The sequence below is a fragment of the Romboutsia lituseburensis genome (assembly GCF_024723825.1).
GTDB lineage: Bacteria > Bacillota > Clostridia > Peptostreptococcales > Peptostreptococcaceae > Romboutsia_F > Romboutsia_F lituseburensis_A.
Window position 1 is genome coordinate 500,644 of sequence record NZ_JANQBQ010000001.1, and the last position, 22,503, is coordinate 523,146.

Annotated in this window: 23 protein-coding genes; 3 read left to right on the forward strand and 20 right to left on the reverse strand. The window is 26.7% G+C overall.

Annotated elements, in window-relative coordinates; all coding sequences use genetic code 11:
- Nucleotides 1-37: 37 nt before the first annotated feature.
- The 7 genes from NWE74_RS02490 to NWE74_RS02520 form a co-directional block, all read right to left on the reverse strand.
- Nucleotides 38-934: an HD domain-containing protein gene (locus NWE74_RS02490; protein ID WP_258241659.1), complete on the reverse strand. Its 897-nt coding sequence runs from the start codon at nt 932-934 to the stop codon at nt 38-40.
- A 148-nt stretch (nt 935-1,082) separates the two neighbouring features.
- Nucleotides 1,083-2,654 (reverse strand): PAS domain-containing sensor histidine kinase, encoded by a 1,572-nt coding sequence (locus NWE74_RS02495; protein WP_258241660.1) that lies wholly within the window; start codon nt 2,652-2,654, stop codon nt 1,083-1,085.
- Nucleotides 2,655-2,838: 184 nt separating this feature from the next.
- Nucleotides 2,839-4,779, reverse strand: coding sequence for a [FeFe] hydrogenase, group A (locus NWE74_RS02500; RefSeq protein WP_258241661.1), 1,941 nt, complete (start codon nt 4,777-4,779; stop codon nt 2,839-2,841).
- A gap of 137 nt (nt 4,780-4,916) precedes the next feature.
- Nucleotides 4,917-5,078, reverse strand: coding sequence for a hypothetical protein (locus tag NWE74_RS02505; protein WP_258241662.1), 162 nt, complete (start codon nt 5,076-5,078; stop codon nt 4,917-4,919).
- A 122-nt stretch (nt 5,079-5,200) separates the two neighbouring features.
- Nucleotides 5,201-6,208, reverse strand: a complete 1,008-nt coding sequence (locus NWE74_RS02510; RefSeq protein ID WP_258241663.1) for a sensor histidine kinase — start codon at nt 6,206-6,208, stop codon at nt 5,201-5,203.
- Nucleotides 6,205-6,876, reverse strand: coding sequence for a response regulator transcription factor (locus tag NWE74_RS02515; protein ID WP_258241664.1), 672 nt, complete (start codon nt 6,874-6,876; stop codon nt 6,205-6,207). Before NWE74_RS02515 ends, NWE74_RS02510 begins: the two co-directional genes overlap by 4 nt.
- A gap of 134 nt (nt 6,877-7,010) precedes the next feature.
- Complete coding sequence (locus NWE74_RS02520) at nt 7,011-7,286, reverse strand: hypothetical protein (protein WP_258241665.1); 276 nt, start codon at nt 7,284-7,286, stop codon at nt 7,011-7,013.
- A 187-nt stretch (nt 7,287-7,473) separates the two neighbouring features.
- Between NWE74_RS02520 and NWE74_RS02525 the strand changes: the two genes are divergently transcribed.
- Together NWE74_RS02525 and NWE74_RS02530 are read left to right on the forward strand one after the other, a co-directional pair.
- Nucleotides 7,474-8,028 carry a hypothetical protein gene (locus NWE74_RS02525; RefSeq protein WP_258241666.1) on the forward strand — a complete coding sequence of 185 codons (555 nt, stop codon included), beginning with the start codon at nt 7,474-7,476 and terminating at the stop codon, nt 8,026-8,028.
- 90 nt (nt 8,029-8,118) lie between these two features.
- Nucleotides 8,119-9,336, forward strand: a complete 1,218-nt coding sequence (locus NWE74_RS02530) for an IS256 family transposase (RefSeq protein ID WP_258241667.1) — start codon at nt 8,119-8,121, stop codon at nt 9,334-9,336.
- Between the two features lie 181 nt (nt 9,337-9,517).
- Here the strand turns inward: NWE74_RS02530 and NWE74_RS02535 are convergent, their stop codons facing one another.
- The 6 genes from NWE74_RS02535 to NWE74_RS02560 all read right to left on the reverse strand — a co-directional run bounded on the left by NWE74_RS02535 (nt 9,518) and on the right by NWE74_RS02560 (nt 15,131).
- The gene (locus tag NWE74_RS02535) at nt 9,518-10,456 is read right to left on the reverse strand and encodes a dipeptidase (RefSeq protein WP_258241668.1); all 939 of its coding nucleotides are present in this window, start codon (nt 10,454-10,456) and stop codon (nt 9,518-9,520) included.
- 111 nt (nt 10,457-10,567) lie between these two features.
- A complete protein-coding gene (locus NWE74_RS02540) occupies nt 10,568-11,383 on the reverse strand; it encodes an Mrp/NBP35 family ATP-binding protein (RefSeq protein WP_258241669.1) in 816 nt (271 codons plus the stop codon).
- A gap of 99 nt (nt 11,384-11,482) precedes the next feature.
- Nucleotides 11,483-12,007, reverse strand: a complete 525-nt coding sequence (locus tag NWE74_RS02545) for a cob(I)yrinic acid a,c-diamide adenosyltransferase (protein ID WP_258241670.1) — start codon at nt 12,005-12,007, stop codon at nt 11,483-11,485.
- A 200-nt stretch (nt 12,008-12,207) separates the two neighbouring features.
- Complete coding sequence (locus NWE74_RS02550; protein WP_258241671.1) at nt 12,208-13,302, reverse strand: alanine/ornithine racemase family PLP-dependent enzyme; 1,095 nt, start codon at nt 13,300-13,302, stop codon at nt 12,208-12,210.
- 18 nt (nt 13,303-13,320) lie between these two features.
- Entirely contained in the window at nt 13,321-14,088 is a 768-nt protein-coding gene (locus NWE74_RS02555; protein WP_258241672.1) for a DUF3226 domain-containing protein, read from the reverse strand.
- Nucleotides 14,088-15,131: an AAA family ATPase gene (locus tag NWE74_RS02560; protein ID WP_258241673.1), complete on the reverse strand. Its 1,044-nt coding sequence runs from the start codon at nt 15,129-15,131 to the stop codon at nt 14,088-14,090. Before NWE74_RS02560 ends, NWE74_RS02555 begins: the two co-directional genes overlap by 1 nt.
- Before the next feature lie 335 nt (nt 15,132-15,466).
- Here NWE74_RS02560 and NWE74_RS02565 point away from each other — a divergent pair, with 335 nt between their 5' ends.
- On the forward strand, nt 15,467-15,745 hold the full coding sequence (locus NWE74_RS02565) for a hypothetical protein (RefSeq protein WP_258241674.1): 279 nt from the start codon (nt 15,467-15,469) through the stop codon (nt 15,743-15,745).
- A 59-nt stretch (nt 15,746-15,804) separates the two neighbouring features.
- Here NWE74_RS02565 and NWE74_RS02570 read toward each other — a convergent pair whose 3' ends face one another.
- The 7 genes from NWE74_RS02570 to NWE74_RS02600 all read right to left on the reverse strand — a co-directional run bounded on the left by NWE74_RS02570 (nt 15,805) and on the right by NWE74_RS02600 (nt 22,368).
- Nucleotides 15,805-17,031, reverse strand: coding sequence for a glycosyltransferase family 4 protein (locus NWE74_RS02570; protein ID WP_258241675.1), 1,227 nt, complete (start codon nt 17,029-17,031; stop codon nt 15,805-15,807).
- Nucleotides 17,032-17,065: 34 nt separating this feature from the next.
- Nucleotides 17,066-17,917 (reverse strand): hypothetical protein, encoded by an 852-nt coding sequence (locus tag NWE74_RS02575; RefSeq protein ID WP_258241676.1) that lies wholly within the window; start codon nt 17,915-17,917, stop codon nt 17,066-17,068.
- 386 nt (nt 17,918-18,303) lie between these two features.
- Complete coding sequence (yjeM, locus tag NWE74_RS02580; protein ID WP_258241677.1) at nt 18,304-19,839, reverse strand: glutamate/gamma-aminobutyrate family transporter YjeM; 1,536 nt, start codon at nt 19,837-19,839, stop codon at nt 18,304-18,306.
- A gap of 474 nt (nt 19,840-20,313) precedes the next feature.
- A complete protein-coding gene (locus NWE74_RS02585; protein ID WP_092725069.1) occupies nt 20,314-20,676 on the reverse strand; it encodes a C-GCAxxG-C-C family (seleno)protein in 363 nt (120 codons plus the stop codon).
- Nucleotides 20,677-20,828: 152 nt separating this feature from the next.
- Complete coding sequence (locus tag NWE74_RS02590; protein WP_258241678.1) at nt 20,829-21,110, reverse strand: hypothetical protein; 282 nt, start codon at nt 21,108-21,110, stop codon at nt 20,829-20,831.
- Between the two features lie 90 nt (nt 21,111-21,200).
- Entirely contained in the window at nt 21,201-21,923 is a 723-nt protein-coding gene (yyaC, locus tag NWE74_RS02595; protein WP_258241679.1) for a spore protease YyaC, read from the reverse strand.
- A 193-nt stretch (nt 21,924-22,116) separates the two neighbouring features.
- Nucleotides 22,117-22,368 carry a kinase to dihydroxyacetone kinase gene (locus NWE74_RS02600; RefSeq protein ID WP_258241680.1) on the reverse strand — a complete coding sequence of 84 codons (252 nt, stop codon included), beginning with the start codon at nt 22,366-22,368 and terminating at the stop codon, nt 22,117-22,119.
- Nucleotides 22,369-22,503 lie beyond the last annotated feature (135 nt).

Genomic DNA, 22,503 nt, shown 5'->3' on the forward strand with positions numbered 1-22,503 from the left:
ATATATTATTTTTTTAATATATATTGCTTAATATAATTTATAGATATAGTTTTTTATCTATTCGCCTGTCATACTCTGACCAACTATTTTCTTTGGTAACTTCTTTTATCTGATTAATTCTATTTAAAGTAGCATCTACACTATCTGCATAATTTAATATAAAAGATTCTTCCATGTTAGCCTCTCTTGGAGAACCATATTCAATTTTTCCGTGATGTTGTATTATACATCCTTTTATCCTTCTTATAAAGTCATCACTAAATGGATAGTCTATATTATTAAAAGCTCTGTCTATTAATTGAACACCTATGGCTATATGCCCTTCTAATTCACCTTGTAATGTATATTTAAAAGGCCCATTGTAATCAAGCTCATAAATTTTACCTATATCATGCAATTTAGCACTAAGAACTGCTATTTCTCTCCGTCTACAATTGTATCTATCACATAACACTTTAGTTAAATACATTACACCTAGTGTATGTTCACATAATCCACCTATGTAATTATGATGCATAGATATTCCTCCAATAGCTACTTTAAATTTAGATATAAAATCTTGATCTTTAAAAAAGTAATCATTTAGAAGCTTACCTTCTTGTGAAGTTATACATTCCTCTGATATTATTTCTATTTCATTCATAATGCAATCTATAGATCTATTTACAGTAGGAAGATAGTCTTCTAAGTTATAATCTGTTAATTTTTCAAGTTGTTCTATATCTAATATAAAAGTTTTTTTAGTATTAATACTTATAATATCTCCTATCTCTAATTTAATTCTAGAGGGTACCTTTCCTTTTATCTGATCACTTTTATCACTTAATAGATAAACTACTTTATCAGCATCTTTGTATAGTCTCTTCATTACTAAAAGAGATGTATTAAATTGTTGTCCATTTTCTATATCTTTTAAAAATTTTTTTTTACTCATAACTTTTATACACTCATTTCTTTTAAATAGTTTTATTTAAATTTATTATTTCTATAGTTAATCTTTTTTATTTGTTAAACTTATCATTTTGAATAAAATAAGATTCAACCCTTTTATGAGTATATTTAAATTTTGAGAAATAGATATATTAGTATATATCAGAAAATTCGATGCTCATTCTTTCTACTAATTCATTTGTATTTATTAACTTATCATTTATTTTTAAAACCTTTTTAGTATTTAAACATTCTTTAGTATATGGTAGTTTTACTATAAATTCAGTTCCTAAACCTATTTTACTGTTTACTGATATATTTCCATTATGAATCTCAATAAGTGACTTAGTTAATGATAATCCTATTCCACTGCCTTCACTATGTTTTGTTAGTCTGTTGTCAATTTGTTTAAATCTTTTAAATATTTCATCTTGTTTTTCTTTGGGAATTCCAATACCTGTATCTTTTACTTTTATTTCAAATACATTTTGATTTAATTGTAAGATTACATCGATCCTTCCATTAGGCTTATTATATTTTATTGCGTTTGATATTAAATTTAACATTACACGCTCTATTTTTTCCATATCAAAACTAATAATACATTCCTCAATATAAGTATCAAAGATCATTGTTAATTCTTTTTGATGTATAAACTCTGAAACAGAATCACATATATTTTCTATAAATTGTACAATATCCCCATTTTGAGCATTCAATTCTAAATATCCATTGTTTAATCGATTAGAGTCTATAAAGTTGTTAATTAATCTTAAAGATCTTTTAGAATTTTGCTTTATAATATCTAAATATGATCCACATAAAGATTTTATGTCATCATTATCTTTTATTTTTAGATCTATCATTTGTAAGCAACTAAATATTAAGTTAAGAGGTGTTCTTAGCTCATGTGATAAATTAGCGAAAAAATCTGCTTTTATTCTTTCCTCTTCTACTTCTTTTAATATACGATCTGTAATATCACGTGATATTCCAACAATTCCAAGAATTCTATTTTCACTATCAAAACACGGTGCTTTTATGGTTTCAATATGCCTGAGGTCATTTCCAAAGTAAATGACTTCATGAAATACTTCAGATTTTTTACTTTCAAGTATTTTATCATCAGATTCTTTGAAGTTATCGCTAATATCTTTAAATATCTCAAGATCATAATTAGTTTTGCCTATAACATCTTCTTTTAATAACTTTGTATCTTGTAAAAAGCTCCTATTTACATCCATATATCTTCCCTCTAAATCTCGATAAAATATATGATCAGGAATAGAATCACTAACAACATCTAGTATTTTTTTATGATCAAATTCTAAAGCTATCTTTTTGTTATATTCTAAAATATTCTCTGTATCATTATATCCTTCATAAGTAGGATAAAAGTAAATTATAAAATAACTGTCACATATCGTTTGAATAGTTATTTTAAACCATTGTGATGCTTTTGATATATAGCATATAAAATTTTGATTACATAGTTTATTTTTGCAACCATCTTTATTTAAATTGTAATTAATAGTCTTGATAAAATCCTTCAAAAATTCTTCTTCTGATAAATTATAGTCTTTAACCAAACCATTTATTAAAACGCTATAACCTTTAACAGAAACTAATTCTATGCCATTTGTATTTATCTTTAATTCTCCGAATATAGCTGGTATAGGCATATTTTCTATCATATTAATAATTACCTTGTTTAAATTATTCATTATATATCCCTTCCAAATAATATTTACATTTAATTAAACTTTCCCCTTTATGCAAATTATATCATTTTAAAACTATTTATGACAATAATTGAATATAAGGTTTTCATAACTTTCATTTTATACACAAAAATAATAAATACCCTTCATTAAATACGAAATTTATTAATGAAGGGTATTTATTATTTTATTTATTTTTCTTTACTTTTACAAAATATTTTGTGTGTAAAAGTTCGTGTGCCTTATGACTTAAAGGATGATCTAAATATTTTTCATAAATTGCAAGTACAGCAGGATTTTCATAAGATCTTCTAATTGGAAGTGATCTATCTATACTATTTAAACCTTCTGCTCTTTGCTGTAATACTTCATTTCTTTTTCTAGCCTTTGGCTGCCCGCCACCGCCAACACATCCATACGTACAAGCCATAATCTCAATGGCATGGAAGAATTCTTCTCCTTCTCTTATCTTATCTAACATTTTGCCTGCTTCTTTTAATCCATATGTTATACCTATTCTTAGCTTTAAATCTCCTACTTCAAGTTCACATGCTCTAAAAGAATCCCAACCTCTTAATTGTTCAAATTCTATATTATCAACTCTTTTACCTGTCATTTTCTCAACTGCCGTTCTTGTAGCAGCTTCTATAACCCCACCTGTTCTACCAAATATGACTCCTGCGCCTGTATATTCACCTAACACTTGATCTATAGGCTCGTCTTCAATTATACTCAAATCTATACCTGAATCTTTAAAAATCTTTACAAGTTCAGCTGTTGTAATTACATAATCAACATCATAGTTAAGTCCTCTGGAAAACTCAGGTCTTGAAGCTTCATATTTTTTTGCTATACATGGCATAATTGCTACTGATGTAATTTGATCTCTTTCTAGTCCATGCTCTCTTCCCCATAAATCTTTAGCCACAGTCGCAAACATTTGCATTGGTGATTTAGCTGATGATGGCACATCTAGCATATCACCATAGTTTTGCTCTATAAATTTTACCCATGCAGGGCAACATGATGTAAGAATAGGAAGTTTTACATCCTTATCTCCAGCTAAATGCTTTTCTAGCCTTTCTTGAAGCTCAGCTGCTTCTTCCATTATGGTCAAATCTGCAGCCCATGTAGTATCAAATACATATTCTACCCCTAACTTTCTAAGACCTGCAGCTATTTTATTTTCAACATTTGTACCTGGCTCAAACCCAAATGCTTCTCCAATAGCAACCCTTACTGCTGGTGCCATTTGTGTTATTACAACTTTATTTGGTGTAGCTAAATCTCTTAAAAACTTAAATGTATTATCTCCTGCTGTTATAGCATTTACAGGACATGCAGCTATACACTGACCACAATGTGTACATCTTGTATAATCTATGTAATGTTGTTTTTTAGGTTCTCCATTTATACAATCGACAGGACATGCTCTTTTACAAGCTCCACATCCTATACATTTAGATGTTATTCTTAGTTTTATTAAATGATTACATTGTGATGTGTAACATCTATTTTCCTCTATATGTTCTTTGATTTCTTCATAAAATTTATCTATTATCTCCTCTATTATATTATGTTTTTGATTTACCTTTTCTTTAACAGTTCCTGTTAGTCTTCTTAAGAGATATACATCTCTCATATTAGCTCTACCTTTACTTATTCTATCAAGAAGTTTCCAAATCCTAATTATTTCTTTTTTAGCAACTTCATATTCCTCAAGTCCACCGTCTTGAATTTTGCCCAATAAATAATCTACATAGAATTTAGCATATTGTATTATACAATCCTCTTGAGAAAGTATTATTATGTTTCTACTTGTACCATTGTCAAAAAGTTTAAAATCTAACTCTTTGTCTAAGCTATCTTCTGTTAAAAATCCTCCAAATGGAATACCAAGTTGAGCAGCCTTAAAGCCACTATCATTTAATAAACCTCCAGCTTGAGTTATTATCTCAGCTAAGGTAGCATTTTCAGGTATTTCTATTATTCCAGGGTTATTTATTTTACCAGATATAGCAATAGTTCTTTTACTTTTATCTGTTATTTTTTTTAATTCATCTTCACTAAAAACTGAAAATACAGATCCTAGTGAACTTTGTATTAATGTTTGTTTTTTATTTTGCATTTTTTACTCCTTATATATTTAATTTTAAAATATTTTATTTACTTTATTTACTATTTAATTTTTCCATCTGTATATAATCTTATACTTAAAAAGACACAAGAGAGTTTTCATATGAAAACTCCCTTGATTAAATTTGCCTATTTTAGTTTTTCGATAAGTTTTTCTAACAATATTTTTTTTAGTTGTTGATTTAAATCATTAGTAGATGTTTTTGATTTATTTTTACCTTTACTTAATTTTTTTGAATTCTTATTGTTTTTAGGTACTCTACCTTTGTTTAATTTATTATTTGTATGCATATATATACCCCCAATAAGTTCTGTAAATTTTACTTCTTATTGTATAAATATGCATTTTTTTTCATATTGTTACATTTTGCATATATAATAAAATAAAGCTATCTCATTAAAATGAGATAGCTTTATTTTATTTCTCTTCCTATTGGAAAAATAATATTAACCTCTGTTCCCTTATTATATATAGAGTTTATAGTTAAACCTAATCCTAATTTATCACATAACTTTTTACATAAATACAATCCTATGCCTGTGGATTTTCCGTATAACCTTCCATTTTCACCAGTAAATCCTTTTTCAAAAACTCTATTTAAATCTTTTTGTGAAATACCTACACCATTATCTTTTATAGTAAGTATAGTGTTATTTTCATTTTTTATAGAATATACACTTACCTTAGGATTTTCAGTTGCACAATACTTTATAGAATTTGATATGATCTGATTTATTATAAATTCTATCCACTTTGAATCACTATATACAAACTCACTTAAGTCGTTTATTTCTATAGCTATTTTTTTATTTATAAAATCACTAGCATTTTTCTTTACTACATTTCTAACTACTGGTTCTAAATCCATTTTTTTTATTATATAGTCTTTACTTACATCGTTACTTCTTGAGTAGTATAAAACTTGATCTATATAATTTTCAATTTTTTTAATTTCATTTTTCATAGAATATGGAATTCGCTCTTCATTATTTTCTATTATAAGCATAGTAGAAGCTATTGGTGTTTTTATTTCATGCACCCAAGTCTCTATATATTCTTGATACTCTTTTTGAATATTTTTATAGTAGTTAATCTGTTCTCTCATGCTACGATTGGTTTCAGTTAATATATATTTAATCTTTTCCTCTTCATAGTTAGATGGCTTTTTCATAATTTCAGACAATAAGTATTTTTTATCAATATTTACAAGAATATCTTCTAATTCATTATAAAATTTTTTCTTATTATTAAATTCTATTAAAATATATGATAATAAGGGCACAAACCATATAAACATTATTATAGCTATTAGTTCAAGTTTAAATTTAAACGCAACCATAATTAAAACTATAGGTAAAGCTAGAATTAAATTTATTGCTAGAAAAAGACCTCTATCTTTTAAAAATTTTGATAGTTTCATTTAATTATATACCCCAATCCTCTTCTTGTTTCAATATAGTTGTCTAGTCCTATTTCCTCTAGTTTTTTTCTAAGTCTATTAACATTTACAGATAATGTATTATCATCTACAAATACGTCTGAATTCCACATGTAGTTCATTATTTTATCACGAGATACTATTGTTTCTTTATTTTTCATAAGATAAGACAATATTTTTAATTCATTTTTACTTATTTCCAAGGTATTACCAAATGCATGTATAGTTCCTTTTGATAAATTTAGCTGTAAATCTTTATATGTAAGTATATCCATATTTTCAGTATCGCCATAAGCTCTTTTTAGTACTGAGCTTATTCTAGCTAGTAATATTTGAGTGTTATATGGCTTCGTAACAAAATCATCTGCTCCTAAGTTCATACTCATGAGTTCGTCCATATCGCTATCTCTACTTGTAACTATTATAATTGGAACATTTGATGTTTTTCTAACCTCTCTACATATATAGAATCCATCAAATACAGGTAAGTTTATATCTAATAAAATTAAATTTGGATTTTTAGTTTCAATTTCATTAATTATATTATCAAAGTTATCTGGAGCTATGACTTCATATCCATATTTGGATAATAGAGAGCTTAATTCCTGTCTTATAACTTCTGAGTCTTCTATTACCATAAGTTTTTTCATATTTAAATCTCCTTGATAGTTATTATTTATGTTTAAAAATATAATATAAATAGTTTTAGTATTTTATATAGTATTATACTAAAATAACCAACATATATCTATAAAATAATTTAGATATGCGTTGGTTAGATATATTATTTAACTTCAATTATATATGCTGATGTTTGAGGAGGAATGCTCATAGTCATTCTATTTGAGTGATATACAAAAACATAGTCTCCTATATTTAAATCATCAATTCCTATTTCAGAATATTCACAGTCAAGTATTATAGTATCTTGAGAATATACTAATTTAGTATATGTGTATATATCATTTACATCTTTTGCTATCATTATATATTTGTAATTTTCATTTGAGCTTTCCGATATCTCTACTATAGTTCCACTCCTATAACTAAGATATTTCATTTATTATTCCTCCTTAAATTTATTTTTAGTAATAAACTTAAAATTATTGAATTATATTATATAAACAAACTACTACTATATACTATATGATGTTGTAACTAATTTAAGTGCATGGCCATACCTTAATATATATCCTAAGTTTATTTATTTTTTGATAATTCGTAATCTTAAATAGGGGGGATTATTTATGTTAGGACCTAGTTTAAAATTTATATCAGAACAAGATGTATTTCAAACTATAGAAAAGTGTGAAAATAAGAAGCTTAAAGTAACATACTGCTCACTAAGTATCAATGGAGAGTGTATCACAAGTAAAAATGTAATACTTAAAATAACAAAAATTCATAAAAATTGTGGATTTATTGAAGGCGTTGTATTAAAAGATAATGAGCCTTTTGAAGACATAGTATTAAAGTCTAGTCAAATATTAAGTTTAGAGTGTTTTAAAGAAAATCAAAAGCCTGAAAAGCCATCCATATTTGAAGTTATTAAAAATTGTAATGGAATGGTTCGTATAACACAATGTACTAAGTTTGAAAAGGGAGCTTGTAAAGACAGTAAAACTTTTAATTTTATAGTTACTCAATTAGATGAAAAAAATAAAAATATAAAAGGATATAGAATAAGAGGTAATGGGCAGGCAGAGTACATGGTTATTGACTCTAGTATGATACTAAAAGTAGAATGTTTAACTTCTAGAGAAGTTCTCGCTAATCCTTGGATGATGTTTCCTTTTAAATAGATGAGTAAAATAAAGTGTGTATTCTTCTAAAGAGTGCGATAATTAACTTATTAATATAATTAATTATCCGAAGGAAGGTGCACACTTTTTATGTTGAACAAAAGTGAAATTCTAAAAAGACTAATTGAGGAATATAACGTAAAAACAACTAAAGATGTACAAGAAATGTTGAAAGACTTATTTGCAGGAACTATTCAAGAAATGCTTGAAGCGGAGCTTGATGATCACCTAGGATATGACAGATACGATAATAAAAATAAATCAATAGCTAATTCTAGAAATGGATATAGACAGAAAAAGGTTAAGTCAGACTTTGGAGAGGTTCAAATAAGTATTCCAAGGGATAGAAATGGTGATTTTGAACCTCGAGTTGTTAGAAATTATGAAAATGATATATCTGGAATAGAGGACCAAATTATTGGCATGTATTCAAAAGGTATGTCTACTCGAGATATATCATCGCATTTAAAATGTATATATGGAATTGATGTATCTCATACATTAGTTTCTAAGATTACTGATAGGGTCCTTCCACTTGCTCAAGAATGGCAAAATAGAGCTCTTGATACAATATATCCAATAGTATTTATGGATGCTATTCATTATAAAGTTAGAAGCGAAGGTAGAATAATTAATAAAGCGGCATATATAGCAATAGGAATAAACTTAGAAGGTGTTAAGGATGTTTTAGGTATTTGGGTTGGTGAAAATGAGAGCTCTAAATACTGGCTTAAAGTACTTACAGATATTAAAAATAGAGGTGTTAAAGATATTTTAATTGCATCTGTTGATGGTTTAGTTGGTTTTAAAGATGCTATACAAGCAGTATTTCCTTCTACTGAAGTTCAAAGATGTATTGTCCACCAAATTAGAAATACTTTAAACTATGTGTCTTACAAACATAGAAAAGAATTTGCTAGGGATTTAAAACTAGTGTATACAGCATCTACTGAAGATGTTGCACTTAATGAGCTAACGCTCGTAGAGCAAAAATGGGACAAGCAATATGCGATAGCATTAAGAAGTTGGAGAAATAACTGGGATGAACTTTCTACATACTTTAAGTATCCTCAAGAGATAAGAACTTTAATATATACAACTAACTCAATGGAAAGTTACAACAGACTATTAAGAAAAGTAACTAAATCTAAGAGTGTATTTCCATCTGATGATGCGTTACATAAGTCACTATACTTAGCAACTATGGATATTTCAGAGAAATGGACTCAAAAAATACGAAGTTGGACTCAAATATTAGCTCATTTAAGTATCTACTTTGAGGATAGAATTACAAGCATAAATATCTAATTTTAAAAAAACAGCGTTTTTTATTATAAGGGGTATTTTCTTTTGTAAAAATGGAAATAAATCCTAAAAAGGACTATGACTTTATAGTCATAGTCCACAAAATTAATTATCATATCTCTAAATTAAATCTAGAAAATACACATTAATATTTACATACTCTTTATTTTACTTGCTTATTATATTATAAAACATCTTTTATAACTCTTAATGCATTTTTATACATCATTTTTTCTATTTCATCTTCATTAAACCCTGATTTCGATAATGCATCTTGTAACATATACATTTGACTTATATCTTTCATTTCTAAACCATCTGGTATTCCATCAAAATCAGATCCCATGGCAACTACATCAATTCCTCCAACATTTACAATATGTTTTATATGCTTTACTATATCATCTACTTTTGATACCTTACTCTCTCCTAAGAAAAATTTACAAAAGTTAATTCCAGTAATTCCACCATTGTTACCTAAAATCTTTATCATATCATCAGTTAAATTTCTACTAGCACCAGTAACATTTCTTGCATTTGAATGAGACGCTATAAAGGGTTTTTTTGAATTACGAGAAACATCATAAAAACCTCCATCGTTTAAGTGAGATACATCAATTATCATCCCTAGTTCATTCATTCGTTCTATAACCTCTAATCCAAAAGGTTTAAGGCCTTTATTTTCAAAGCCTTCTTTATTGTGAGGATATCCTATTTCATTTTCATAATTCCAAGTTAAAGTTATTAATCTAACGCCAGCTTCATATGCCTTATATAAATTTTTAATATCTCCATTAAGAGCGGCACCTTCTTCTATAGAAAGTATCGCTGATAGTTTATTTTGTTTTTGATTATTTAATATATCTTGATAATTTTTAGCTAAAGCTATGTCATTTTTATTTAAATCTAATTGTTCATAGAATTTTGATGCCATATTTTCAAATCGATTATATGGATTATCTCTATACAAATCTAAGTCAAAATAAACTGCAAATACCTGAGCTATTGAATTTGATTTTTTTAACTTTTCTATATCTATTGAAAAACCATTTTTATATAAATTTGCATTTTGATCTTCCATTAATTTATCTATAGTGTCACAATGTAAATCTATTAATTTCATAAATTACCATCTCCTTATGGTTTAATTATATCATATTTTTAATTTCCTTAAATTGAAAAGAGCCATAACAAAAGGCTAATAATTAAATTAGTATTTTGATGGCTCTTTGAATTATTTTATTTGGTCTATTATGTTATTTAAGGTTTCACTTAATTCATTACTGATTTCTTCAACACCATTATGTGTTATATTTACTATTTCTTTAGTCATAGGTAGTTCTCCAAGTAATTTTAAGTTCATTTCATCTAAGAACTTATTAGTTTCTTCACCTTCAAATAACTTTATTTTTTTATCACAATCTGGGCATTGAATATAACTCATATTTTCTACAACCCCTATTACATTTACATTAAGCATTTTAGCCATATTAACGGCTTTTGCTACTATCATAGATATCATATCTTGAGGTACAGAAACCATTACTATTCCACTTATAGGAATAGATTGCATAACTGTTAAAGCAACATCTCCTGTTCCTGGAGGCATATCAATTAGTAAATAATCTAACTCACCCCACATAACATCTTTATAAAATTGTTTTACAGTTTTTCCTACTAAAGGACCTTTCCATACTATAGGTTGATTCTCTTTATCTACCATAAAGTTAACTGACATAGTTTTTATTTTATCTTTAGTCTCTACTGGATAAATATCTACACCATTTGGAGATACCGCTCTTTCATTTTCTAATCCCATAAGTCTTGGTATGCTAGGCCCCGTTATGTCTGAGTCTAAAATACCTACTTTATATCCCATTTTATTTAATTGCTTAGCTAATAATGATGTAACAGTAGATTTTCCAACTCCACCTTTACCACTCATTACAGCTATTATTTTTTTTATTTTATTATTAGGATTATTTTCTATATTACAAGTTGCTTGACTCTTACAACTATTTTTTGATGGACATGAATTGCAATTTGACATATTTTTTCCTCCTCGATTAATTTTTCTTTTGTGTTTTATATTTATTTACTACCCTATTAAAATTATATTGAAACAAAATAAACTTATCTATAAGTCTTACTAAAATTCCATAGGTATCAATTTTTCTTCATTGTATCTAGCCATTGCATATAAAACGTCTGACAATCTATTTATGTATTTAATTACTAAAGGATTTACCTCTTCAAATTTGCTAAGGGATAAAATTCTTCTTTCTGCTCTTCTACATACAGTACGTGCTATATGTAAATTTGCTGATGCTAAACCTGTTCCTGGAATTATAAAAGCATTTATATCTTCTGTTTTGTTTATATAATCATCTATAATTTTTTCTAATTTAATTATATCACTTTCTTCTATAGTTTTTTTTAGTTTATCTTTTTTTATTGTTGCAAGGTCTGCAGAAACGTAAAAAAGAAACTTTTGAATATCAAACAATATTTTTTTGTCAGTTTCATCTTTAGTGTAATTTATACACAATCCTATATACGAATTTAACTCATCTATCGTTCCATAAGACTCTACTCTTAAGCTATCTTTATCTATTCTAGTTCCATCGTATAACGATGTTTGGCCACTATCACCTGTTTTAGTATATATTCTCATTAAAGTAAATCCAACCTTTCTAATTTATAAGTTTTTCAAATTACATCTTTCTTGTTAATTATATACCTAAATTTTTTATTATATAACTATCTACTTTTTTGTTTTCTTAGTATGTATCTCTACTAGGAGCTTTTGTATTAATTTTGAAGAATTAAAAGAGCCTTAGTAGTAATCCACTTTCAGCTCTTTTAGTAACTTTTTTAAATATAATATTTATCTACATAATCTGAAGAAGTTAAATAAAGCATACTTGGATAAAATACTCCAAAATTAATGATGTCGCCTATTTTAAACTCTTGTGTTGAATTTTGTATATCTATTATTAAGTGATCACTGCTGCTTCCAACTATTTCTACTCCCTGCTCTAGAGGTATTAAAGTATCGTGAAATACAAAATCTTGCTTTCCTATCCCTAGTATAGCTCTTTTTCTAACTCCCCTATCTTCATACTTTGGTTTATTTCCAAATGCATCTATAAACATTTCACCTATTGGATAAGAAGGTTTTTCTTTTATTTCTATAATTTCGGCTTTCAAAGTTATTGTATCTTTGTGTATTTCTTTTATGTCATATCCCCAATAATCTTCTAAATCTCTTCCTACTAATATAGCTTCTCCTACTCTTAAATTATTTATTTTTTTAGGTATTTTATTATCTAATATTAAAGGTAGCGTTGTTGTTGCTCCTCCTGATACTATATCTAATTCTCTATTTATATTTTTTTCAATTTCAATAGCTACATTACATAGCTTTTCTAGATTTTCATAAGATGGTTTAATTGAACCATAGCAGCTTAAATTAGTTCCTACTCCATAAAGTTTTATATTTTTCAGGTTATTTTCTATATATATTGCAGTTTCTATAAATTCTGTTTCATCAAGTATCCCTTCTCTTAAATCACCTAGATCAAACATTAAAACTACTTTATGCTGTTTATCTTGTTTTTTACACTCTTGGTTTATTTTTACTATAGTCTCTAATTCTGAATTAAGACTTATATCAATATTTTCTACTAATGTTTCTATTTCTCCCATCATAGGCATTCTTATTAACATAGTGTCTTTATTTATACCATTTGCTTTTAATTGTATAAGTTGATTTATTCTTGAACTTGCTATATATTCACATCCACCATCTACCATTTTTTGAACAACCTCTGATTGAGCATTAACTCCTTTTACAACTCCCGCTATGTTGATATCTAAGTTTTTGCATAAATTTACTATATATTTAGTATTTGCATAAATTTTATCTAAATTTATTTCTAATGCTGGATATGTCTGTGCACAATTCATATAAAAATCCCCCTTTTATCATTCAACTAAGTCAACTATAAAATCATAAAATTTTTTTATTACGTAACTAAATGACATACTTTCATCACTTATCCAATTGTCATATCTAATTGATGTTTGATTGGCTCCTCCTGGTTGGAATACATTAGCTATACAACCTACCTTAACCTTATTTTCACTTGATATACTCCAGTTGTACTTATGCCTTTCATCAACCTTTGATAAATATTCATTTACACTGTCTAACAAATCACCATAAACAACTTTAGCTCCTTCTAACAATAAATTTTCTAGTGTTCCTTTTGAACTATTATCTGGGAAAAAATAATAGTGTAGATTTATAATTTCCCCTCTAACTCTACAATGACCAACCAAAAAATCTTTTTTATTTATCACCATATCCTTATTATATTTTTTAAATTTATCATCAAAAGATTTTTGTGCACTATTTTGATCTGCGTCAAATATAGCACATACACCGTTTACTTGCTTTAATTCAGCTTTTGTCATATTACTCAAATACAAGTCTATATCATTAATTATATTTGTAGCACCATTTGAAGAAACAATTGTCACACATAGGTTATTTTTCATAAAAAACGACGGCATTGGTATATGTCTATCTAGTCTATTGTTTATAAATGGGTATGTTCTAGGAATTCTATCTTTCCACATTTGAGGTAACTGATCTATATTATTAGCTTCTTTAAAGTGTCTAAGAAGTAATACTCTTGCTACACAGTTTACATCATGTACTCCTTCAACAAAGAATATAAAGCTTCTCATTATCTCACATCCTGACCTAGAAAAGTTCTAATATCTTTTAATCTATTGCCTGAAAATTTAGTGCTATAGACATTATTGTCGTATGTCTCTATTCTAAAGCAAGATAGATCATCAATTTCCTCATCCATAGACATTATAATTCCATCTATTACCTCTAAGCTATGAGTTGTGCAAACTAGCTGAACCTCATATTCTTTACAAAATTCAATAAACCATTTAAATACTTCAATCATCATATTTTTGTGTATAGCTGTTTCTATTTCATCTACTAAAAGTATACCTTGCTTTGCATTTATAACGGCTGAAGCTAATGTAAGAACTTTCTTTATACTATCTCCAAAGCTAAATAACGGCATTTCTCCATTGATTTTGTGATGTATATATGTTCTTTGGATATTATTTTTACTATTTTTCGTTACTACATTAAAATCCAATATATTTTCATCAAATTTTTTTAGCAACTCTATTATCTTCAATTTTTCACTTAATTCTATATTTTCTATAGTTTTATTTATCAATCCATCTTTAAAATGGTCATATGGTGTTATATATATGATTTTTATGATGTCATAACTACTATTCTCTATTACACTTTGATTCTCCTTTAACTCTATCTTTTTCTTTGTAATACTTTCTTCATTTAACTTAACACTTATAGTACCTTTAAATGATTTTTGATTATAATCCTTTAAACAAACACTATCGAATTCTAAATCATTTGACAAACTTCCTTTTAGTACTAACTCTCTACTTTTGTTGTTTATAATAGAGTTTATGTGTATACTTTTTAGTTCATCTTGTTGTTTTGGAAATAGCTCTAAAAAAAGTTCAAATTTAGACAGGTAAGCACTGTCTCTTCTTGATATGTGTTTTAAAATAGTTTTTAGACTATTTTGGCTTTGTAATAATGATATTGCTTCCAATAACGATGTTTTACCTGTGTTATTATTTCCAACTATTATATTTACGTTTGATAGATCGTTTAACTCTAGATTTTCTATCCCTTTGAAATGTTTTATATTTAAATAGCTCAAATAATTCATAAAATCACTTCTTTCTTATTATCAATATATAATTATATATATTTTAAAATTTCTATATATTACTAAAAAGTCATTTTAGTATTAATTTTTAATTTGTGGATATAATTTACATATACTCATTACTAACCTTATATATTTTATTCATTAAAAGGTATAGGCAAATATTGCTTATACCTTTTTAAGCAGTACAAAGTAGTTTGTGGCTATAAAGTATATAGCTTACACAGTGAATTAAGTAAAGTGAATTTTTTATATTTATTTAATTAAATTGATATAAATTATCTATATATTGGCAATAATCTATTTAGAATTATTAATTTTTAAAAGGAGTGTATATGGATAGTACTGCGATTTATCTTAAGTCTAAATTAAACTTAAATAATTTTACATTAATAAAAACAACATCTAATAGATTTATTGCTTTTAAATGTTGTTTTAAATATACTAAATGCATTTATATAAATGTTTTTGACAATTATATTGAAATTAAAATCGATAAAGTTTTTGATAATAAATATTTTTATAATGGTATAGAAAGGATATTAATTTCTAAAAAAGTATTTAATAATATAGATGATTCAATTAATTATATTCAAAAAAATCTAGCAGTTTAAAAATATGTATAAATAAAGAGGTATCATAAATTTAATTTAAGATACCTCTTATTATCATACTAATAATTAAAGTTTAATATATTTTCTTCTAATCTATTACATAAACCATTCCAGGTTTTATCTTCCATATTTATCATTTTATTTCTAGTATTATTTTCTACAATATTTAATATCATATTGTTTATAGCATATGTTAGGCTATTTTCAAATTTTGGCAGTTCATTTTCATAAGGAACTCCTACGTCTTTCATAGTAGGTAAATCTACATAACTAATTTTATTACTATTATTTATTGCTTTTCCTATCCATCTCTTTACGCCAGGTATATCAGTAGTAATAACATTACATCCACATGCTAAAGACTCTATAACTACTAACGGTAAACCTTCAAAAAATGAGGGTAAAACAAATATATGAGACTCCCTAAATAATTTAGATAGTTCTGTTTGTTTTATTTTTCCTAAAAAATTTATATTATAATAGTTTTCTTTAGCTAAATTAACAATTTCTTCATATTCATCCTTATTGTTGCCATCTCCAACTATGTTTATATTTAGAAATTCCTTAGAGTGTGTTAAATTACTCAACGACTTTATAAATGACTTAAGCCCTTTTGCCTTAGCTATTTTGCCAGCATATGTTATGTTGATGACATCATTTGATAAACTGTTCTTATTTTTAAAAAATTTATTTTCATCATATCCACTTCCTAATGTAAATACTTTTGATGGGGATATATTAAATATCTCAATTATTTCTTTTCTTTGCTCATCATGAAGAGCAAATATAGCATCTAAGTTTTTTATATTTTGTATTATATAATCTTTTTCTAAATCATGATTATTAAGTTGCCTTAAACAAGTTCCATGACAAACACTCACTACAGGGATATCCCTTATAATTTCTTTCACATAAGATGTAAGCAAATATAAGTGATGACATATTATTAAATCTGGTTTAAATTCGTTTAGTGCTTTATCTATTCGAATTTTAAAAGCTGACTTTAAAGAGTTAACCATATTTTTATCCATTTCTTTATACATTGTACTCTTATATGGCATTACATCACTCATACCAACAACATTAAAAGGTAATTCTGTTGTATTAAAGTTTACCGGATAAAACTTTATATTTTTATTAAACAACATTTGCTCATCGTATTTATCTATCCCCGCTATTACCGCTTGCTTATGCCCTATTTTTTCAAACCCATTTACCATACCACACATATATATTCCACTACCTGTGCTGTTTGGTTTTTGAGTTATTATATGAAGTATATTCATTTTGTCCCCCTTGTTGTGTCAATTATCATTTGTTTTAATCTACATTTAAGTATATACACGATGAATCGTCTTTTACCTTAAACCTAGGAAACTTAATTGTTTTAAAATCATCTTCTTCCATACTACGAAGTTTTGAATAAATAACCCCTATCCCATCATTTATAGCTCTGTCTAGTAAGTCATTTTCATTTATAAGGTTATATCTATCACTAATACATGAAAAACCATCACTTGCCATTAAAATATCTATATGTTGATTTACTTTTATTTCTCCATAAATAGCTTTTTCTATAGCCTTTTCTTCAAACTCTAATATCCAGTAACCGTTTTCAGTATTCTTTTTTAGTCTATTATTAATTATTGTTTGCATTACACTTGTTTTAATTTCTTCAAATGAAAGGTTTGAAAGGTTGTCTAGGTTTTCCATTTCATCATAAACAATTTTATCTAGTCTACAAAGTGTTCTGTCCTTTATTATATGAGTATTCTCCCCTATTTTCATATGTAAGGAACAGTCCCCTAGTAATAAATATTCTATTATATTGTCTCTATATTTTATTATAGATATAGAACTTGATGGTGTATCCAATTTTTCTATTTTAGTTTTTTCTACTTTTGAGTAATATTCTGATTTTATGCTACTTATTCCTTCAATCATAATTTCTTTTATAGTTTTCTCTTTATTAATATTTTCATAAAGATACTTATTCCACCAATTTACATACCATTTCGCATCACTTTCTTTGCATACTAAATTTTTATTGTTAAGTCCTGTAGCCCCATCTAGCACCCACGCTCCCCAAGGTGTTACTCCAACAATATCTTCATTATATTTAGCACTACCTTTGTAACATAAAGTATCACAACTGCTTATGTTTATTGACATAACACTCCTCCAAATTAGTGAAATATATAAGCCTATATTAATTATCACGACTTATATTAACATATTTTTATAGTTATATTTGTCGAATTTTCTGTTAACTATAAATAAACTAATTAATCTATTTATATTAATTAGTTTCAGTATAAATAATATATATCCTTTAAAATAATTACTGTTTTTCAAATAACAATAAAAAAGTTGCTTAGCTCCTGCCGCCAGCAATCTAAAAACATGTCAGTTGCTCAAAAATATCATTTTTTACTTTCACAAAGGTGTTGATATTAATATACTTCTTGACTTATCCATAGTTTTTGATGTATTATAATGCCCTTAAGCATAAAAAAATGTCTCAAATATTTTATAAAATATTTGAGACATTTAATTTATTAACTAGCTTTTTTCATTTTTTTATTATTTTTAGCATATCTTCTTTCATAATTAGTATATAAGAAGAATGCAATTAAACCGAATATAGCTGGACCTAATATCATCATTATTGAATCAAATACTTTTCCATCTATTGCAGGTTGAGCTATAGAGAATATATTTGCAAATCCAACTAATAATCCTATTATTATAGCTGCTCCTGTTGCTACTCCTTGAGTTTTATAAACCATATATGCCTTATCAACTTCTCCACTTAATTGCTTTTTCTTGAATTTAGGGAAAGCTGCTAATAAGAATAAGTATGGTATTGTCATTGCAACATTAGTCATTAAAACTAATATATTAAAGAACTCAGAAGCTCCTTTACCACCAAATGAAACTAGTAGTATTAAAGCTATAACTATTACTGCTTGGAACTTCATAGCATTTACTGGCATTCCGTTTTTGATTTCTCCAAGTTTTCCTGGCCATACTTCTTTTGGTGCCCCAGAAATTAAAGTTTTTAATGGAGAATAAGTTAATGTAAAGAATGCTCCTGTGAAAGCTAAGAACATAGAGAATCCAACGAATCTTGCTGTCCAAGCTCCCATTTGTACAGCTACTGCGTTAGTCGTTCCCATAGCCTGTCCTAGTTGGTATCCTAAGTTGTTCATTAAAACATAAGCAACGTTACCCATATGAACATTTTCTCCTGATAAAACATCTGCCCAGTTAGTGAAAGTACCACATGCAAATATACCTACTGCATATCCTACTGATATAACTACAGCTGAAATAACAAGACCTTTAGGGAAGTTTTTCTCAGCATTTTCAGTTTGGTCAACTAATCCACCTAAAACCTCAAGTCCACCAAATGCAAATATTGCAAATGTAACAAATGATAATACCATTAATGGTGTTTGGTATTGAGGATTAGGAGATGTTAAAAATGCTTGTGAGAAGCTTTCAACTGGTTGAGATAATTCTCCACCATTTAATGCTACTACAGCAACTGATCCTACTAATAAAACTACATTTAATAAAGCAACAAATGTTCCTCCTATAGAGGTTATCTTTGTTATTTTTTCAACTCCCTTAGTTCCTACAACTGTAACAAATAATATCCATATTGATCCTAATAATCCTATCGTTTTAGTTGAATCTAATCCAAGTATACTCCATGTAGCTGTCATATCTGATCCAAATATAGCATTTGAGAACGGTATCCATATCCCTGAAGATACGTTAACCATCCAGATTATGTAAGATGCATACCACATAAATGTACCTATAAATGCGAACTTAGATCCTACTGACTTTTCCATCCAAGAATACATACCACCACTTTCGTTTTTAAATGCTGAACCAAATTCAGCCATCATGAATGCGTATGGTATAAAGAATACTAATGCACTTAGTATATACCAAGGAATTGCACCATACCCCATTAAGTAATATGATCTTGGCATATTAGCAAAACCAAATACTGATGTAAATATCATTAATATTAATGACATTAGTGTAAGTTTTTTAGCGCTGTTTGTGTTATTGCCCATTGTTTCACACCTCTATATTTATTTTTTGTCTTTACCTTTAGATGATTAAAGGTTAAAAAGATTATACACTCTTCGATTCTTTTCGACAACATTTTCGCAGATTGTTATAATTTTCATAATAATTGATTGTTTTTAAATTTTACAAAATTAGAAATCTAACCAATTTTAATTTTCTTTTGTTTGTCTGTTAAATATATTTTACATTATAATATTTTTAATGTTTAGTTGGGTTTTTTTAGTATTTTGAACACTTTTTTCTTAATTTTTATTTTATTCATATTTTTTATTAATGAATATTTTAAAATAATATTTATCATTTTTGGTTTTTTTGTTAAGATAGATTCACCAAGTAAAAAAATCTGAATTTTAGGAATATGAAAAAATCATAAATATTTTTTTATTTTTTTTTATATTTTTTCATATTACAACAAAAAAAGACTTCCTATAAATTATAGGTAGTCTTTTTATTTATATTTAACCTTGTAATAACTCATTTAAAGCTTCGTATGAAAAATCTATTATTTCCCCACAACTTACTTTATTTCTTTTTAATTCAGAACATATTTCTGTATTATATTTTGCTCTTACTCTAGTCATTAGTTCTCTAGAATAACTTCTCGCTTCATTTGGTATAGAGCTGTCTTCTCTTCCTTTTATAAATCCAACAACCATAGCAGCTGCATTTACAGCACCACATAAACTACCAACGGTCATACCTACTCCCATACCACTTCCTAGAGATACAGGTATATTTGTATTATGTTCTTCATTGTATGATTTTATTATTGCCTCTGCACAAGTGTATCCTTGTTGATGATATACTGAAGGTTTTGTCATTGCCATCATCCTTTCAATCTTTTCTATTTTTTCTATTGTTTTTAAGTTCTCTTTATATTATAACATTTTTCCATATTTTTCTGTGACTTTATCACATAATTAAAAACAGCATATAGACTAACTAAAAAAACGATAATCTATATGCTATATATTTAATGTTGATAATAGGCTAGAAAAGTTATTATCGATAATAATATTATTGGTAAAATAGTGTTAACTATTAATTTTTTATTTTTAATATTTTCTTTTATATCTACTAACCCAAAAACTACAAATGGTAATATAATCGGAGGAATCGTAATTAAAACCGATTCTGGGCTACTCATAGCAATAACCGTCATGTTTCCTATAAAAAACAAATAATATATCGTAGATATAATTTTTTTAGTTTGATTTTCACTTCTGAATCCTGGGACTTTAGAGAATATATCCATTTATTGCCTCCATATATGCTAAAATAATTTTAACTAAAAACGTTATTATATGAATTAGAATACATCAAATTTATAAATCTGTCTAGTTTTTTATAGAAATGACCACATTAAAATAGCCACAAGCAAAACTCTCATTAATATCTCATTTACCTTATTATAAAATATATTGCAGTAAATTGGATTATTTGTGGTGTTATCTATATCACTTTCAATCAAATCCTCTGGTTTCCCATATACAACTTTTTTAATACTTTGATCATACACAAATTCATATCTATTAGTAGATAAATTCATTTTTTGATATTCATAGTTGTTAATACTTTTATTAAAGTTCATGCTAAATGCTATAACTTCAGCCATATTAACTACAAAGTTTAAATCTTTGCTTGAGAATAAATCACTATCGCTTACAATGCCTATTATAGAGTAGTCTCCTATACTAGGTAAACTTTTACCAACACCTTCTCCTGGTATAATTGATCCTTTGTAAACATGTATCTGTCCTATAGATTTTTTACTTCCTACACAAGCGTCTATTGCAACAAGTTTAGATGTTGGATGTATTGATTTTATATATTCTAATTTTTCATTTATATTTAGAGCATTAATAGTTTCGCCTATTATACCATAAACTTTATTTTCTATATTCATACTTTCAAGCATTTTGCCAACTACTGGACCTAAAGAATCTAGTATACATCTATCAGTTCCAATACATATAATTACTGTGTCATCATCTATGATTTTGCTTATCTGTGTTGTTAATTCAAATAAGGCATTCTTATCATCATATTTTATTCTTAATAAACACATTATTTTAGTCTCCTAAAAGATTTTAATTATATATATTCTAACTTTATTTCCATTTACCTTCTTTAATTTATGTATACTTATATATTTTGAGATTTGATATTAGTCAAAAAATAAGAATTTAAAATTGTAATTTAAATTATAAAATCAAAAGAGAGTAATATTATTACTCTCTTAATTTATATATTATTTATGTTTATCCTTGTAAATCATTCGCTTGACGCTCCATATTTTCTATAACTACGTCATAAATTTCTCCCAATGAATCACAATACTCAAGCACTTTCCATGGCGTATTTGTATGGAAATGAATTTTAATCAATTCGTCATCACCAACTGCAAGTAAGCAATCCCCTTCTATATTATTTGTTATATAGTCGTTAATTTCATCTTCAGAAAGATTTTTTCCTTCAATTAATAACTGAGTATCAAATTTATATTCAAGCATAATACACCGTCCTTATCTGTTTTATCCTGTAAATTACTATTTTAATTATAGCACAAGCTATATTGTAAAAATCTAACTATTTATAATATATACCCTTAATGATTTCTTTTAATCTACGTATATATATTATAAAAT